Origin of the sequence: Flavobacterium chuncheonense, assembly GCF_042686145.1 — a bacterium.
Classification (GTDB): Bacteria; Bacteroidota; Bacteroidia; order Flavobacteriales; family Flavobacteriaceae; genus Flavobacterium; species Flavobacterium chuncheonense.
Genome location: NZ_JBHUPC010000012.1, coordinates 304,750 through 324,743 on the forward strand (window position 1 = coordinate 304,750; position 19,994 = coordinate 324,743).

General features: G+C 35.3%; 5 protein-coding genes. All 5 read right to left on the reverse strand.

The window, feature by feature from the left end; all coding sequences use genetic code 11:
- Positions 1-57: 57 nt before the first annotated feature.
- The 5 genes from ACFS5J_RS05335 to ACFS5J_RS05355 all read right to left on the reverse strand — a co-directional run bounded on the left by ACFS5J_RS05335 (position 58) and on the right by ACFS5J_RS05355 (position 19,801).
- Positions 58-3,987, reverse strand: a complete 3,930-nt coding sequence (locus ACFS5J_RS05335) for a fibronectin type III domain-containing protein (protein WP_379811025.1) — start codon at positions 3,985-3,987, stop codon at positions 58-60.
- A 220-nt stretch (positions 3,988-4,207) separates the two neighbouring features.
- Entirely contained in the window at positions 4,208-8,125 is a 3,918-nt protein-coding gene (locus ACFS5J_RS05340; RefSeq protein ID WP_379811026.1) for a fibronectin type III domain-containing protein, read from the reverse strand.
- Between the two features lie 222 nt (positions 8,126-8,347).
- Positions 8,348-12,340: a fibronectin type III domain-containing protein gene (locus tag ACFS5J_RS05345; protein WP_379811027.1), complete on the reverse strand. Its 3,993-nt coding sequence runs from the start codon at positions 12,338-12,340 to the stop codon at positions 8,348-8,350.
- Positions 12,341-12,466: 126 nt separating this feature from the next.
- Positions 12,467-17,263: a fibronectin type III domain-containing protein gene (locus ACFS5J_RS05350; protein ID WP_379811028.1), complete on the reverse strand. Its 4,797-nt coding sequence runs from the start codon at positions 17,261-17,263 to the stop codon at positions 12,467-12,469.
- Positions 17,264-17,398: 135 nt separating this feature from the next.
- Positions 17,399-19,801, reverse strand: coding sequence for a T9SS type A sorting domain-containing protein (locus ACFS5J_RS05355; RefSeq protein WP_379811029.1), 2,403 nt, complete (start codon positions 19,799-19,801; stop codon positions 17,399-17,401).
- Positions 19,802-19,994 lie beyond the last annotated feature (193 nt).

Sequence of the window (19,994 nt, forward strand, 5' to 3'; positions counted from 1 at the left end):
TCTAGAAATAAAAAAACCCGCTTAAATAAGCGGGTTTAAAAAACTTTATTAAAAAACTTAATCTTTAATTACTTTGATTGTTTTTATTGCATCTCCTATAGTAACATTTACCATATAAGTTCCTGCATTTAAATGTGACATATTAATTTCTGTTGCTGTCGCATTAACCAAATTATTAATTACAACTTGTCCTAATAAGTTAACAACTGTTACATTCGAAATCTCAGTATCATATTCTATTTTAAAAATATCTTTAACTGGGTTTGGATATGCTTTAAATGTATTGTTAACAAAAGTTGATGTACTTAAATTTTCAATTACATTCACAGTAAAATCTAATGTAACACCGAAAGAACCTGAATAACACGGGTTCGGAGTTGCTTGACCAAAATCAGCAGTACCAATACGCATTCTATGATTTCCTATTATTCCTGTTGTAGGAACAGTAAATGAAGCATCTAAAGTATTTGGGCTACTGCTTGAAGAAGCGATTCCAGTTTGAACTAATTCCGAACTATCAAAATTGAAATCATCATTAAAATCAATCCAAATATTCACATCATAAGTATAAGCACCTGTATCAAATGTTAATGAAACATTTGCTAAGGTCCCTTTTTCAAAAACTTGAGGAGTACCTAATGTAGTGTTATCAGTATACGTTACATCTGGATTTGTAAAAGAAGCTGTTCCAATAACACCTCCCGTTATACCATTTACATCATTTGAAGTAGGAACCGATGGACAATAACATCCATTTACTGCTGTAGTAAAAGAACCTTCCGTACATCCTGTTGCATCACCAAATCCATTGTAAGCTACAATTGTATAATATAAAGTACTATTATACGCACCTATATGAGGATAAGTTGTAGTATAACCTAAATCAACCGCATTAAGAACATCATTACCCCCTGGAGTAGTACCCATAGTTACTTTATAACCATCTGCACCAGAAGCTGGATCCCATGTAATTACAGTTGCATAATTACCACAAACAGGATCTGGAGTCGCTACAAGATTAGTTACACATGTAGGCGGTGTTGATGGTATTGCCTCTACAGTAATATCATCTAAATATAATGAACGATAAGTACCTCCTAAACCATGTCTGAAAGCGACGAATGTATCTGTTCCAGCTGGTATATTTACTACATATTGCGTGTAAACATTAGTTAATGCAATAGTACTTAATAACGTAAATGTCGAAGGGTCTGTCACATCTGACATTGTACCTACTTCAATTGTAAAACCTGAACTAGCACTAGACGTTCTGGCAAAGAAACGCGCCCTGTTTAATCCGTTACTTAAATCAGTTGTCTGAGGAGAAACTAACATATAGTCTCCTGTTGAATCACCACTATTATACAAATAAAAGTTTCTATTACCTGAATTTGGTGTTGTTGAAGAAATATAACCGTATCCTAATCCTCCTGCAGGCTCTAAATATGACCAACAATCAGGTGTATTATTATTTGCTGTTGATCCTGTACTGTAAGCATCGAAATTTTCAGAATAAGGAACAGTGAAAGCATTACATAATGTAGTAAAAGTAATTGGCCCTACCCATACACTATAATCTCCAGCTCCACAATTACCTCTTACATAAGCTTCGTAAGTAGTATTAGCCGTTAAAGTGTTATCTGTAACTGAAGTTCCAGTAGCTGGAAGACCACTTGATGTTGGCTCACCTGTCCCTGGAGCTTGAATTACATATTCATAATTTGACTGTACACCAGAAGGATCGCTCCATGTCAAACTTACCGATGTATTACTTAAATTTGAAAATTCAAAATCAGCTGGCTCAACACATGATGGAATTGCCTCTACTACGATATCATCTATATAAACCGAACGATATGTTCCTCCTAAACCATGTCTAAAAGCAAGGTGTAAATTTGTCCCTGTTGGTATATATACTGTATACTCCGTTTGTGTATTAGTCAACGTAATTGAAGTAATTAAACTAAAACTACTTGGGTTTGATGGATCAGTTAATGTTCCAACTTCTAAAAGATACCCTGAACTTCCACCTCTAGCAAAAAAGTGTGTTCTATTCAAGCCACTTGACAAAGCAGTTGTTTGAGGAGAAACTAACATATAATCTCCTGTAGTATCATTACCATTGTACATGTAATAACTTCTTGGCGCTGAATTTGAATACGTTGAAGAAACATAACCATATCCTACGCCTGTATCAACATTAAACCAACAATCTGGAGTTACAAGATTCGTTGATGAACCCGATGGATACGCATCAAAATTTTCAGTATAAGGAACTGTAAATGGATCACATAATGTTTTAAAACTTACCGGTCCTACCCACGAACTGTATTCAGTTCCACAATCTGCTCTTAAATATACTTCATAAAACGTATTTGAGGTTAACGTATTATCTGTTACAGAATAGTCAGAAACCAAAATTCCATTTGCAGTTGGTATTCCAGTTCCTTGTGCTTGAATAACATACTCAAAATCAAATTGACTCACGTTTGACATATCATCCCAGCCTAATTGAACACTTTGAGCAGCAATATTACTTACAACAATGTTACTTGGAGGTAAACATGAAGGTGCTTCTTCTATAGAAATATCATCAAGAGCCATATCACTATAACCTCCAGAACCTCTAATACCTCTAAAACGCACTTGAATTGTACCAGTATAAGCCGCTAAGTTTACTATTTTTAATGTCCATGGATCTGTTTCTGCAGCTTGTTGTTGACCTATAATAACATCTACATCATTTACCCAAGCAGTACCATTGTATACATCTACGTGTAATTCACCCATAGTATTTCCATACATATGGTAATAAAATTGCAATGCAGGGACTGTTAACGCAGATATATTAACCATAGGTGTATACAATTCCGCAACAGCACCTTGAACTCCGGTTGACGACTCTGTGTAAAAATAATTCACACCACTATGTGCTCCTGAAGGACCTGTTGTTGTTGTTGGAGTAGAACCATTCCCATCAACATCCCATCTAAAACTAGCTGTTGTTCCAGTTGGATTCGAAGTCCAACAGTCTGATATACTTGAATTTGTAGTTGTAGCAGCTGTTTCAACATCATATGTCCATGGCGCGTTTGATGTAACACAAGGTGTTAAAAAAGTTATTGGACCATGCCAAGTACTATAACCATCAGTACCGCAATTAGCACGTACGTAAACCTCATAATTTGTGTTTGGTTGAACAGTATTATCTGTCACAGTAGTACTACTTGAAACAGCAGTACCATTTGCAGTAGGAATACCAGTACCAACAGGCTGAATTACATATTCATAATCAGATTGTGTTCCAGAAGGATCGTTCCATGTTAAAGCAACCGAATTTGATAAAACAGTTTGTGCCACTAAGTTATTTGGCGCAACACAAGGAGGTGCAATTCCTTGTAAAATAACATTAGGCACAAAAGATACTGTAGAAAGAAGTGTACCTGTAGTTGGCGGAGTAGCAGGATCTGGATTTATACTATCACTTCTAAAGAATATAGAACGCGGTGAAGAAACCGCGGTATTGTAAAAATCATCCGACGAAGCATCATAACTTGACATATTTTCATCTACCGCAATTACTAAATTATCTGTTCCATTATAGGCAAACGGAGTTGTAAAAGTAATCGTTACCCACCCTGGACCATTTACAGGAATTCCTCCAGTATAAACAGCTGTTAAGCCTGCTAAAGGTTCCCAATCAGTGTTACTTGCAAAACTAGTCTTTGTAGTATGCCCAAGATAAACCGTAATATTTTGATTATCCGGAATGGTTGAACCAGCAGCACCACTAAAATACCACTGCAAACTAGTGATATTACCATTGGCATTAATTTCTGAAGCATAATAAATGCTCTGCGAATAAGTGTAACCGAAAAAAGGATCAAATGGTAAACTTTGGAGCTCATTTGTTCCATTTCCTATTGGCACTTGGGCAAAACCCAAACACGAAAATAGGAAAAATAGAAATAATGTAATTTTTTTCATTTAGTTAATGTTTGTTAGTTAATTTTTGCGAATTTAACAAAAAATATAAAAACAAAAAAATATAAACATATTTAACATAAAATAATGTTTACACATTAAAAGTGAATAAAAAAAACATAATTCAAATATTAAAAACAATTTATATAAATTAAATGTAAAATTTATATAAATTAAAAACCCGCTGTAAAAGCGGGTTTTTAATTTATATTACAACAATTTGTTATTCTTTAATTACTTTGATTGTTTTTATTGCATCTCCTATAGTAACATTTACCATATAAGTTCCTGCATTTAATTGTGACATGTCAATTTCAGTAGTTGTTGCATTAACCGAATTATCAATTACAACTTGACCTAACAAATTAATAACTTTAACATTCGAAATTGCGTTATCATATTCTATTTTAAAGTTATCCTTAACTGGGTTTGGATATGCTTTAAAAGTATTGTTAACAAAAGTTGAAGTGCTTAAATTCTCTATAACATTAACAGTAAAATCAAGCGTTATACCATATGATCCTGAATAACATGGATTTGGCGTATTTTGACCCGTCCAGGCTGTACCAATTCTCATTCTGTGATTACCTAAATTTGCCGTTGCAGGCATAGTAAATGACACATCTAATGTTGTTGGATTAACATTTGAAGGAGTAATTCCAGTTGACACCAATTCAGTACTATCAAAAGTATAGTCATCATTAAAGTCTATCCAAATATTTGCTGTATAAACATAACCTGTTGCAAAAGTAACTTGTAGTGTAGTTTGTGCGTTTTTTTGCAAATTCTCAGGTGTACCCGTAGCTGTATAGTCTGCATACATCACATCACCATTAGGAAAATTAGTTACTCCTAAAAGTACATTAGAAACTCCTTGCCCATCATTACTCGTTGGAACAGACGAACAATAACACCCGGTTGCTGCTGTTGTAAATGTGCCTTCAGAACAACCTGTTGCATCTCCATTTGCATTATAAGCAACAATAGTATAATAGAATGTTGAATTATACATTCCTATATGTGAATAAGTTGAAGTATATCCTAAATCAACCGCATTAAGTACATCATTAGCTCCAGTAGTAGTACCCATAGTTATTTTATAACCATCAGCACCAGAAACATGATCCCAATTAATTAAAGTAGAAAAATTCCCACAAGTAACATCTGGAGTTGCAACTAAATTAGTCACACACGTAGGTGGAGTTATTGGTATTGCTTCTACTATAATATCATCTAGATAAATAGAACGATATGTTCCACCTAAACCATGCCTAAAAACAAGAAATGTATCTGTACCTGTTGGTATACTTACTACATATTGCGTGTAAACATTTGTCAATCCAATTGAGCTTATTAAAGTAAATGTTGAAGGATCTGTTAGATCTGACATTGTACCCACTTCAACTGTATAACCTGGACTAGTACTTGACGTTCTGGCATAGAAACGTGTTCTATTTGAACCATTACTTAATCCTGTTGTTTGAGGAGAAACTAACATATAATCACCTGTTGAATCGCCACTGTTATACAAATAAAAGTTTCTGCTTCCAGAATTTGGAGTTGTAGAAGAAATAAAACCATAACCCACACCTCCAAATGGCTCTTGATACGACCAACAATCAGGTGTATTGTTATTTGCGGTTGATCCTGCACTATAAGCATCGAAATCTTCAGAATAAGGAACTGTAAAAGCATTACATAATGTGGTAAAAGTAATTGGTCCTACCCATACACTATAATCTCCAGCTCCACAATCAGCTCTTAAATAAGCTTCATAGGCTGTGTTAGCTGTTAAAGTATTATCCGTAACTGTAGTGCCAGAAACAGCAACACCGCTCGTTGTTGGCTCTCCTGTACCTGGTGCTTGAATTACATATTCGTAATTTGACTGCACACCAGAAGGATCACCCCATGTTAAAACTACTGATGAATTACCTAAACTTGAATACTCAAACGTTGATGGCTCAACACATGATGGTATTGCTTCAACCACGATATCATCTAAATAAACCGAACGGAGTGTTCCTCCTAAACCATGTCTAAAACCAAGATGCAAATCTGCACCAGTAGGAATATATACTGTATACTCTGTTAAAACACTAGTAAGTGTTATTGTACTAATTAATGTAAAAGTACTTGGATTTGATGGATCTGTTAAAGTTCCAACTTCTAAAAGATATCCTGAACTTCCACCTCTAGCAAAAAAGCGTGTTCTATTTAAGCCATTTGACAAAGCAGTTGTTTGTGGAGAAACCAATATATAATCTCCTGCAGTATCATTACTATTATACATGTAATAACTTCTTGGCGCTGAATTTGAATACGTTGATGAAACATAACCATAACCTACACCAGTATCAATATTAAACCAACAATCTGGAGTAACAAGATTCGTTGATGAACCTGAAGGATACGCATCAAAATTTTCAGTATAAGGAACTGTAAATGAATCACACAATGTTTTAAAACCAACTGGCCCAACCCAATCACTGTATTCCGTACCACAATCAGCCCTTACAAATATTTCGTATGAAGTATTAGATGTTAAAGTGTTATTTATTACAGTAAAATCAGAAACTAATGAACCATTTGTTGTCGGCATACCAATACCTTGCAATTGTACAACATATTCAAAATCAAATTGACTCACATTTGACATATCATCCCAATTTATTTGAACACCTTGAGCTGAAATATTACTAACGGTTATATTACCTGGAGGTAAACATGATGGAGCCTCTACTATAGCAATAGAATCGAGAGCCATATCTCCAAAACCTCCAGAACCTCTGATTGCTCTAAAACGAACTTGAATAGTTCCTGTGTAAGAAGCTAAGTTAACTACTTTTAAAGTCCAAGGATCACCGGCTGATGTCTGTTGTTGATCAGTAATAACGTCTACATCATTAACCCAAGCGGTACCATCATATACATCCACGTGTAATTCACCCATAGTATTTCCATACATATGGTAATAAAATTTTAATGCAGGTACTGTTAATGCAGATATATTAACCATAGGGGTATACAATTCCGCAACAGCTCCTTGAACTCCACTTGACGATTCTGTGTAAAAATAATTCGACCCACTGTGTGCTCCTGAAGGACCTGTAGAAGTTGTTGGAGTTGAACCACTTCCATCAACATCCCATCTAAAACCAGCAGTTGTTGCGGTTGGATTAGAAGTCCAACAATCTGATATACTTGAATTCGTTGTAGTTGCTGCTGTTTCAACATCATATGTCCATGGCGCGTTTGCTGTAACACAAGGCGTTAAAAATGTTATTGGACCATGCCAAGTACTATAGCCATCAACACCGCAATTTGCTCGTACATAAGCTTCATAGTTTGTATTGGGCTGAATTGTATTATCTGTCACAGTTGTACTTCCTAAAACTGGAGTTCCATTTGCAGTAGGAATACCAGCACCATTAGGCTGAATTACATATTCATAATCAGATTGCGTACCAGAAGGATCATTCCATGTCAACACAACCGTATTAGCCATAACATTTGAAGCTACTAAATTACTTGGCGTAACACATGGTGGTGCGATTCCTTCCAAAACAATATTAGGAACAAATGACGCTAAACCACTTGCTGTTGGAGGAGCCGCAGGATCAGGATTATTGGGATCACTAAAATAGTATATCGATCGTGCGGAAGCAACTGCTGTGTTATAAAAATCATCAGTAGAAGCATCATAACTTGGCATATTTTCATCAACAGCAACTAATAAGTTATCGGTTCCGTTATATGCAAACGGCGTTGTAAAAGTAATGGTTACCCACCCTGGACCATTTACAGGAATACCCCCAGTGTAGACAGCCGTTAACCCTGTTAAAGGTTCCCAATCTGTATTACCAGAGAAACTTGTTTTTGTAGTATGCCCAAGATAAACCGTGATGTTTTGGTTATCCGGCATTGTTGAGCCGGCAGCCCCACTAAAATACCACTTTAAACTAGTGATATTTCCAGCTGCATTTATCTCAGTTGCATAGTAAATACTCTGGGTATAACTATAGCCAAAATAGGGATCAAATGGCATTCGCTGCAATTCATCTGTCCCATTTCCTATCGGTACTTGAGCAAAGCTCAAACACGAAAAAAGAAAAACAAAAAATAATGTAATTTTTTTCATTCACTTAATATTTGTTAGTTATTTTTTATCGAATTTAACAAAAAAATAATAATTACAAAATATATAATCATTTTTAACAATAAATAAAAAATACTCAATTAATTATGTATAAAAAAACACAATAACTATATTATATATTTTTTTAATAAATTATAATTAAATAAGAATATATAAAAAAACCCGCTAAAAAAGCGGGTTTTTGTAAGTTTTTATAACATAAAGTTATTCTTTAATAACCTTAATAATCTTCATTTCACTCCCTCTCCTTATATTCACCATATAAGTCCCCGAAGTTAATTTTGACATATCAATTTGAGTTGTGGCAGCATTTACATTATTCTCAATAACCAATTGACCTAACAAATTAAATACTTGAACACTTGAAATTTCACTATCATGCTCCAAATTCAAAACATCCTTAACAGGGTTTGGATAGACTTTAAAAGCATTATTTACAAATACATTCGTACTTAACGAACTCTCTTCAATATTAATATCATCAATATATAAATTTCTATAATTACCTCCCAAACCATGTCTAAACACAACATAATTATCCGTACCCGATGGTATATTCACCAGATATTGTGTAAAAACATCCGTTAAGGTAAACGTACTAAGCAATGTAAAAGTAGAAGGATTAGTAACATCTGTCATGGTACCCACTTGTAAATCATATCCTGAAACCGAAGATTTTGCATAAAAATTTACTCTATTCAATCCATTCGACAACCCAATTGTTGAAGGCGATACCAACATATAATCTGAAGTTGTATCATTTGAATTACTTAACACAAAGGTTTTGGTACCAGAATTTGCATAAGTAGAAGTTATATAACCAGAACCTACACCTCCATCAATAAACGCCCAACAATCAGCATTATTAATATTACTAGCTGAACCTGCTGCATAAGTATCGAAATTCTCTGAATATGGAATTACAAATGGGTTACATTGAGTTGTAAAATATACTGGTCCAGTCCAGATACTAAAACCGTCAGTTCCACCACAATTTGCTCTAACCCAAACTTCATATTGTGTATTTGACAACAAAGTAGTATCCGTTACCGATATATCATCTACTACATCAATACCTGCCGCTGTTGGCATCCCAATTCCTACATTTTGAATTACATATTGAAAATCAAACTGACTTGATGAAGTCATATCATCCCAACTAATAGTAGCTTGTGTATTAGCAACATCATAAACCACTATATTATTAGGTGGTAAACAAGAAGGAGTTTCAATTAAAGAAATATCATCTAAAGAAATATCACCAAACTGACCAGCTCCTTTAATAGCTCTGAAACGAATTTGAACATTCCCAGTATAATTAACCAAGCTAATAATCTTTAACCCCCAAGGATCTGTTTGATTTGCTTGTTGTTGTCCAATGATTACTTCTACATCGTTTACCCAAGTTGTTCCATTAAAAACATCAACATGTAATTCACCTGTTTCTGCACCATACATATGGTAATAAAATTGTAATGAAGGAGCTGTTAATGTAGTTATATTTACAATTGGTGAATACAACTCCGCAACATCACCTGTTGATCCACTTGTAGCTTCTACATAAAAATATCTATCACCAGCATAAGCATCCAATGGCCCTGTATCACTTGTAGGTGTAGACCCATTATCATCAATGTTCCATCTAAAAACACTTACAGAACCTGTAGGGTTTGACGACCAACAATCCACAATTGTTGAATTTACAGTACCTGATTGTGTTTCAACACCATACAACCATGGTGCTGCTTGCGCAGTACATGCAGTTGTAAAAGTAGACACTACATTCCAATAACTTAAATCCCCTGAACCACAATCTGCTTGTACATAAAAATCATATGCTGTTGATGGAGAAAGTGGCGTAACCGACCCTAAAATATATGGATTTGAATTTGCCGCAACTACTGTCCCTGTTCCTGGCGTAAAACCAGAAGGTCCGTACTCAATATTCCAATTTGTTGCAGAACCTACTTCTGTCCAAGACAATCCAACTTGAGTATCCCCAACATAGTCCATCATTACATCTACTACAGGTAAACACGTAGGTAATTCCACAAAACTTATATCATCAATAGCCATATCTGATAAAGTACTAACTCCTCTTAAACTTCTAAAGCGTACTTGTATAACACCTGTATAAGCAGACAAATCAACTATTCTTAAACGCCATGGATCAGCTCCAACTGCTTGTTGCTGCCCCACGATTACATCTACATCATTCGTCCATGTAGTCCCATTAAAAACATCAATATGCAACTCTCCCATTGAAGACCCAAACATATGATAATAAAACTGAACTGACGGACTTGTTAAACCTGAAACATCAATACTTGGAGAATACAACTCAGCTACATCATTAACCACCCCACTATTGCCTTCTGTATAAAAATATCTAGCACCACTATTTGGTCCAGCAGGACCAGTACTCGTCGATGGAGTTGTAGCATTAGTATTTACATTCCAACGATATAGCAAAGTTGTATTTGCAGGATTTGTTGTCCAACAATCTTCAATTTCAGCAGATGTAGTCGGTAATGCATTTTCTACATTATATGTCCAAGGCGCCATATAAACACTGCAAAGCGTTTTAAAATAAAATGGCCCCGCCCATTCACTAAATTCAGTTCCACAATTGGTACGCACCCATACTTCATACATCGTATTCGGAACAAGTGGAGTTACTAAACCTGCAGTAACTGTTTCACTGGAAACTGACACACCTGTTCCAATTGGCAAACCAGTTCCTAAAGCCTGTACAATATATTCATAATTACTCTGCGTTCCTGAAGGATAATTCCAACTTAAATCCACTGTCGTAGCCGTCACATTTGTACTGGCTAAATTCACAGGTTCAGCACATGTAGGCATTTCTATAACACTAACATCGTCAATAGCAATATCATCATAATCACCTACTGAACCTAAAATAGTAAATCTAACTTTTATATTTCCAGTAATAGTTAAACTAGTCAAATCTACAATTCTTTTTTTCCAACCAGATGTATTAGTATTATAAGAAGCAACTACATTCCATATTGCTCCATCCCAAACCTCAACCTGAAGTGTAGCATTTCCTCCTGTTCCACCATCACTTATTTCATAAAAAACCAATTGAGGTACTGTTAAAGCTGATACATTAATCGGAGGTGAAGTTAAAGCTACATCATTTGTTGCTGGACCTGAATCATCTACCCATGCAAAATAACCACCAGAAGGAGTTGACCCAACAATATTTCCGTTATCGCCAATGAAATTTACACCTGCAGTATTACTAAATTGCCAAGGTTCACTCCCACTCATCGTCCAACAATACGGTATAAAACCACCATTTTCGAATCCTTCAACAAAAGGAGCATTATACACTCCACATGCTGTAAATGTAGACTCAGGACAAGGCCCCACAGCATCACCACTTGCATTATAAGGCACTACCGTTACATAATAAGTAGCACCTCCTATTAGCGACCCTAAATCATATAAGGTTACATTTCCTACATCAAACATATTCAACACATCAGTTCCTCCTGATGTAGTTCCCACATTAAGTTTATACCCATCTACAATACCCGAAGCACTCGGCCATGTTATAATAGGAGAATCAACACCAACCGCTCCATTTGCGGGTACAGCCAAAGCTACACAAGCTGGTGAATTTGTTGCGACTTGAGTAACTGATACATTATCGATATAAAAATCCCAGTTTCCAGAAGTCCACGCAAACTGAAATCTAAATTTAAAATCTGACCCAACAGGAGGCATATTCGCAGCTGGGATGATATGCGTGAAATTAGTACATAAATTTGAAACTACATGATTTGAATCATCAATAGTATAAAACAAATTCCATGTATTTCCATTATCAGTTGAATATTGTAATTGCACAAACCCCCATCCAGGATTAGTAGCATTCTGTGAATTATAATTCACAATTTTATAATCAAAACTAAAGGTCAAATCAGTAGCGTTAACCATACCTGCTTGATTAGGAGAAGTAAGCGTGCCACTTGGACTTGAAGTAAACAAATTATCACGTATTGATTTACCAGCACATGCACCTAAGGAAGAAATTGTTTTACCTCCGTACTGCGTCCAACCAGATGGTAAAACGATTCCTGCATCAAAGTTTTCCACAACATTAACTTGGGCTTTTAATTGCCAACTCAGAATGAGAGCAAAAAAGAAAAGAATAAATTTTCTCATTTTAATTTTTTAAATTTTTAATAAATTAACAGTATAAATATAGATTCGTTTTTTTTATTAAAAATACATTAAAACAAAAAAACCCGCTCAAAAAGCGGGTTTTAATGATTTTATAACAACAAATACTTATTGTTTTACAACTTTAACAGTTTTAACAATATCGCCAATAGTTACATTTACCAAGTAAGTACCTGCATTCAATTGTGACATATCAATTTGTGTTGTTGTTGCATTAATATCGCTATTAATTACAACTTGACCTAATAAGCTGATAACTTTTACATTTGTTATTTCTGAGTTATACTCTAATTTTAAGATATCTCGAACTGGGTTTGGATATACTTTAAAAGTATCATTAACGAAAGTAGAAGTACTTAAATTATCAACTACATTAACTGTAAAATCAAGTGTTATACCATAAGAACCTGAATAACATGGATTCGGAGTATTTTGACCTGTCCAAGCTGTACCAATTCTCATTCTGTGATTTCCAAAATTTGTTGTAGCCGGCATTGTAAATGACACATCCAAAGTAGTTGGATTTGTACTTAAAGAAGTTCCTGAAGAAACCAATTCAGAACTATCAAAATTGTAGTCATCATTAAAGTCAATCCAAATGTTTGCTGTATATACAAATCCCGTTGCAAAAGTTACTTGAAGGTTTGTCGTAGTATTTATCATTAAATTCTCAGGTGTACCAGTAGTAGTATAATCTGCATACATTACATCACCATTAGGATAATTAGTTGCTCCTATAAGTACATTAGACACTCCTAGACCATCATTAGATGTTGGAACTGATGTACAATAACAACCATTAGTAGCCGTTGTAAATGTCATTTCAGCACAACCAGTTGCATCTCCATTAGCATTGAAAGGCACTACAGTGTAATAATAAGTTGTGTTGTATGAACCTGAAAAACTATAATTTGTCACAAAACCTAAATCTAAGGCATTATAAACATCAGTTCCTCCAGGAGTAGTTCCTACATTTAATTTGTATCCATCTGCTCCTGTAACGTGATCCCAAGCTAAAGATGTTGCAAAGTTTCCACAAGCTGCATCAGGAGTTGCTGTAATAGCTGTCAAACAAGTTGGAGATGTAGTTGGTATAGCTTCCACAATAATATCATCTAAATAAATTGTTCTGAATGTTCCACCTAATCCATGTCTAAATACTAAATATTGATTAGTTCCTGCTGGAATATTTACCACATATTGAGTATGTACATTTGTTAAAGCAACTGTAGAAATTAACGTAAAAGTAGTTGGATCTGTTTTATCAGTCATAGTCCCTACTTGTACTTCGTATCCACTAGTACCTGATCTAGCAAAGAAACGTGTTCTATTTAAACCACTTGACAATGAAATTGTATTTGGCGAAATTAACATATAATCTCCACTAGCATCAGACGAGTTATTCATGTAGTAACTTCTAGGTGCTGAATAAGCAAAAGAAGAACTAATATAACAAGAACCAGCACCACCATCATAATTTGTCCAACAATCCGGCACGTTAGGATTTGTAGTACCTCCTGCTATATAAGCATCAAAGTTCTCAAAATAAGGAACTGTAAATGCATCACATTCCGTTTTGAAGTATACTGGTCCTGTCCAAGTACTAAAATCAGCTCCACAATCTGCACGAACCCACACCTCATAATCAGTATTTGGTGTTAAAGTATTATCCGTAACAGAATTAGCACCAAACACATCGATACCTGCAGCTGTTGGCTCACCAGTACCACTTGCTTGAATTACATATTGAAAATCAAATTGACTCACAGCTGACATATCATCCCAAGAAACATCCGCTTGTGTATTCGTAACATTACTTACTACTACATTCGTAGTAGGTAAACAAGATGGCGCTTCAATAATTGAAATATCGTCTAACGAAATATCACCAAGAGTACCTGCCTTAATCCCTCTAAAACGAACTTGAATGACACCCGTAAAAGCATCTAAACTTAAAACCTGTAAAGCCCAAGGATCACTTTGCGCAGTTTGTTGCTGCCCTGAAATTATATAAAAATCATTCACCCAAGATGTTCCATTAAAAATATCAACATGAAGCTCTCCTATTGAAGATCCATACATATGATAGTAAAATTGTAATGTAGGTACAGTTAAAGGCGTAATATTTACTAATGGTGAATATAATTCTGCCACATCCCCTATTTGTCCAGAAGTTGTCTCAAGATAAAAATATTTTGCACCACTATTTGCCCCTGCTGGACCCGTACTTGATGATGGCGTAGAACCATTACCATCAATATCCCATCTTAATAAACTTGAAGTTGAAGAAGGATTCGAAGACCAACAATCTGACATAGATGAAGCAGTATTAGCAATTGCTGTTTCTACATCATACACATAAGGTGCATTAGATGGCGAACAAAATGTTTTAAAACTTATTGGACCGGTTAACAAACTTAGATCACCTGCGCCACAATCCGTTTGTACATAAAATTCATAAGAAGTATCTGGTGTTAAAGGATTAACTGAACCTAATACATATGGATTAGAACCTGCTGCAACTACAGTCCCCGTGCCTGGCGTAAACCCAACAGGACCGTATTCAATATTCCATGATGTTGCTGGGCCAGAATAAGTCCAAGCCAAACCAACTGTCGTATCTGTAACAATATCCACTAACACATTTGTCACTGGAAAACATGTAGGTGCCTCTTTGATAGAAATATCATCAATTGCCATATCTGAATTACTACCATTTCCTTTTAGTGCTCTAAAACGAACTTGTATTGTTCCTGTATAAGTTGATAAATCAACAATTCGTAACGCCCATGGGTCTGCTTCTGCAGTTTGTTGTTGCCCAATAATTACATCAACATCATTTGTCCATGAGGTACCATTGTAAACATCAACATGTAATTCTCCCATATTACTACCAAACATGTGATAATAAAACTGTAATGATGGAGTATTCAAGTTAGACACATCAACCGATGCAGAATACAATTCTGCAACATCACCAGTAGCTCCATTTGATCCTTCTGTATAGAAGTAGTTAGTTCCACTATTAGCCCCTGAAGGTCCTGTTCCTGAAGTAGGAGTTGAACCTGCTGCATCAACATTCCATCTGAATAAAGAAGTAGTTATTGCCGGATTAGTAGACCAACAATCTTCTATTGTTGCTGATGTGTTAGCAACTGCCGTTTCAACATCATAAGTCCATGGCGCAGTGAAAGCACTACAAAGTGTCTTTGCACTAACTGGACCTGTAATAAAACTCAAATCTCCAGCACCACAATCCGTTTGAACATAAAACTCATAAACCGTATTAGGCGACAAGGGAGTAACCAAGCCAACAACAAATGGATTTGTTGTTGCAGACACAACAGTACCAGTACCAGGTACAAAACCAACCGGACCATATTCAATATTCCAAGCTGTTGCAGGCCCCGTATATGTCCAAGACAAACCAACAGTTGCATCTGTAACAGTATTAACTAACACATTTGTCACTGGGAAACATGTAGGCGCTTCAGAGATAAAAATATCATCTAATGCCATATCACAAAGACCGCCATTTGCTCTAACTCCTCTAAAACGCACTTGAATTGTTCCTGTATAGGTTGACAAATCAACTATTCGTAATAACCATGGATCTGATTCTGCAGTTTGCTGCTGTCCGATAATTAAATCTACATCATTTACCCATGTTGTACCATTATAAACATCAACATGCAGTTCACCCATATTAGCACCATACATATGGTAGTAAAATTGTAAAGATGGCATATTTAAATTAGTCACATCAACTAAAGGTGAATACAATTCTGCATCATCACCTGTAGTTCCACTAGTCCCTTCGGTATAAAAATATTTTGTTCCACTTTTTGCTCCTGAAGGCCCTGTTCCTGCAGAAGGTGTCGATCCTAAAGCATCAACATTCCATCTAAACGCAGAAGTTGTTACTGCCGGATCTGTAGTCCAACAATCTTCTATTGTTGCATTTGTTGTAGCTGCTGCTGTTTCAACATTGTATGTCCAAGGCGCAGTATAAAAAGCAGGACAAAGCGTCAAAAATGAAACTGGACCAGACCAAGTACTATATCCAGAAGTTCCACAATTTGCACGAACATAAACCTCATAACTTGTATTAGGCTGTAGTGTATTATCTGTGACTGTATTACCTACAACCGCAGTACCAGTAGTCGTAGGCGCTCCTGTTCCAACTGGTTGAATTACATATTCAAAATCAAATTGACTCACACTTGACATATTATCCCAATCCAATTGTACACTCTGAGTCGAAATATTACTAACCGCAACATTAGTTGGTGCTATACACGCAGGTGTAATTCCTTGTAAGATAACATTTGGCACAAAAGAAACCGTAGCAAGAGTAGATCCTGTAACCGGAGGATTTGCAGGGTCTGGATTTACACTATCACTTCTAAAGAATATAGAACGCGGTGAAGAAACCGCGGTATTGTAAAAATCATCTGACGAAGCATCATAATTAGCCATGTTTTCATCTACCGCAATTACTAAATTATCCGTTCCATTATAGGCAAACGGCGTTGTAAAAGTAATTGTTACCCAACCTGGGCCATTTACTGGAATACCTCCAGTATAAACAGCTGTTAAGCCTGCTAAAGGCTCCCAATCAGTAGTACTTGCAAAACTAGTCTTTGTAGTATGCCCAAGATAAACCGTAATATTTTGATTATCTGGCATAGTTGAACCAGCAGCTCCACTAAAATACCACTGTAAACTAGTGATATTTCCATTGGCATTAATTTCTGAAGCATAATAAATGCTCTGTGAATAGGTGTACCCGAAAAAAGGGTCAAATGGTAGACTTTGCAACTCATCTACACCATTTCCAACTGGTGCTTGAGCAAAACCTAAACTTGCTATAAAAAAAGCAAGAAGAAAAGTAATTTTTTTCATCATCAAGTTATTTAATTGTTAAATCAATAAGTTATTAACACATTAAATTTAATGCTTTATTTGTTCTCCTTAAAATATTAAAATAAAAAAACCCGCCTCTTTAGCGGGTTTACAAAACTATTTCACAATAAAGTTTTATTTCTTTACAAACTTAACAGTTTTAACACTATTTCCAATTGTAACATTTACCAAATATGCCCCCGTTTCAAGTTCAGAAATATCAAATTGCGTAGAAGCTGCATTAATATTTTCATCAATAACAACTTGTCCTAGTAAATTAAACACCTTAATATTTTTGATTTCTGTATTATATTCTAGGTTTAAAATATCCTCAACAGGATTTGGATATATTTTAAAAGAATCATTAATAAACGTTGAAGTACTCAAATTTTGATTGTTCACTATTGCAATATCATCAATAGCAATATCCGATCTAGTCCCATTTTTAGAAGCTCTAAAACGTATTTTAACAACACCCGTATAACCTACTAAACTAATTTGACGCAACAACCATGGATCAGTTTTTGCAGATTGTGTTACTCCTGTTATAACATCTAGATTAACCCAAGTAGAGTTTATATCATCAAAAATATCCACATACAAATTACCCATTTGATTAACCATATCGCTATATTTATGATACCAAAACTCAATTGATGGATCAGTTAAACCTGTTATATCAACTTCTGGCATAAACAATTCCGCTTCTTGTGAACTTGCCCCATAAGATGATTCTGCATAGAAAAATTTAGCTCCACCATGTGGGACTGCAGGTCCTGTTGATGACGCCGCTACAGAATAAGCAACATTCCAAACAAATGTAGAGTTGAACACTGGTGCAGCTGACCAACAGTTTACAATCTCTGCTGCAACAAATGCACTTTCAACATCATAACTGTATGGTGCAACAGCTAAAACACAATCCGTTCTAAAATAAACTGGACCTACCCAAGAGCTATATCCATCAGTTGCACAATCTCCACGTACCCACGCTTCATACAATGTATCTGGTGTTAATGGCGTTACTATTCCTGCTGTCACAGTTGTTGTACTTATTGCAGTGCCTGAAACAGTTGGAACTCCTAATCCTTGTTGTTGTACAATATATTCAAAATCAAATTGCCCCCCTGTTGGGTCGTTCCAACTTAAATCAACTGTAGTAGTTGTTAAACCAGTCACCACAAAATTATCAGGTTCAACACAACTTGGCGTTTCTTCTATTGCAACATCATCAATAGCAATATCATCATATGAAGAAGTAGAACCTAACACTGTAAATCTAACTTGTATATTACCTGTAATAGTCAACGAACTCAAATCAATAACACGCTTATACCAACCAACCGTATTAGTATTATAGGTTGCCATTGTATTCCAATTCGCTCCATCAAAAACTTCTACATTTAAAGTCGCATTAGCAACTCCTTGGTTATCGCTTATTTCGTAAAATACCAAACGTGGAACCGCTAAAGAAGAAACATTAATAAAAGGAGATGTTAAGGATACATTATTGGTTGGAAAGCCTGAATCATCCACCCAAGCAAAATATCCCCCTGAAGGGGTTGACCCAATAATTGACCCCTGAAAACCTACCTGAGTTCCTGTTGGAGAGCTATTATACTTCCATAATCCAACTCCAGTTAACAACCAACAATTAGGAATAAGACCAGTATTTTCAAAAGTCTCAAGATAAGGCGCTGTATAAACACCGCATGTTGAAAAACTAGACTCTGTACAAGTTGCAGCATTACCCGCTACGTTATAAGGCACAACAGTCACGTAATAGGTAGCTCCTGGAACAAGTGTTCCCAAATCATAAGTTAATACATTTCCTACATCAAATAAATTTAAAATATCAGTACCTCCACTAGTCGATCCAACATTCAATTTATAACCATCAGCTAAACCAGTTGCTGCTGGCCATGAAATAACAGAATTTAAAACTGAAGTAGCGGCATCCGCTGGTGTTGTTAAAGCCACACAGTTGGGCACGACAGATGGAACTTGCTGAATATAAATATTATCAAAATAAATATCCCAATTACCAGTAGTATAATTATTCCAAAACCTAAATTTAAAGTCAGAACCTGCAGGAACTGAAGTTCCTGGAATTGTTTGTGTAATGGTTACACATTGGTTAGATACCACATGAGTATTATCATCAATAGTGTAAAAAGTTACCCAAGTGGTTCCATTATCAGTTGAATATTGTATTTGTGAAGTTCCAAAACCTAATGCAGTTGCGTTTGTTGAATTGTAATCTTCAATCTTATAGTCAAACTTAAATGTTACATCTGTTCCGTTTGAACTTCCTGAAAAATTAGCAGAAACAAGCTCATTTGTAGTTACAGTACTCTTTAAATTAAATCGTAATGAATACCCATCACAAGCGTCTGCAGAAGATATATAACTCGAACCAGACGTTCTAAACCAACCTGTAGGAGTGGATAGTGATGTAAACTTTTGATCGACTTCAATTTGAGCTGAGAGCATCCAACTCAAAAGAAATGCAATAAATAAATAAGTAATTTTTTTCATGATAATTTTTTAACGTTTTAACTTTTTAACACTATAAATGTAAACCTAATTATTTTAACTAAAAAACATTTATATAACAATTAGTTTAACGTTGTTTTTTTAAATTAAAAATTAAACAATTTTTATACCAATAAATAGTTATCAATTTCTGTGTTTAATTTAAAAAGAAAACCCGCTATTACTAGCGGGTTTA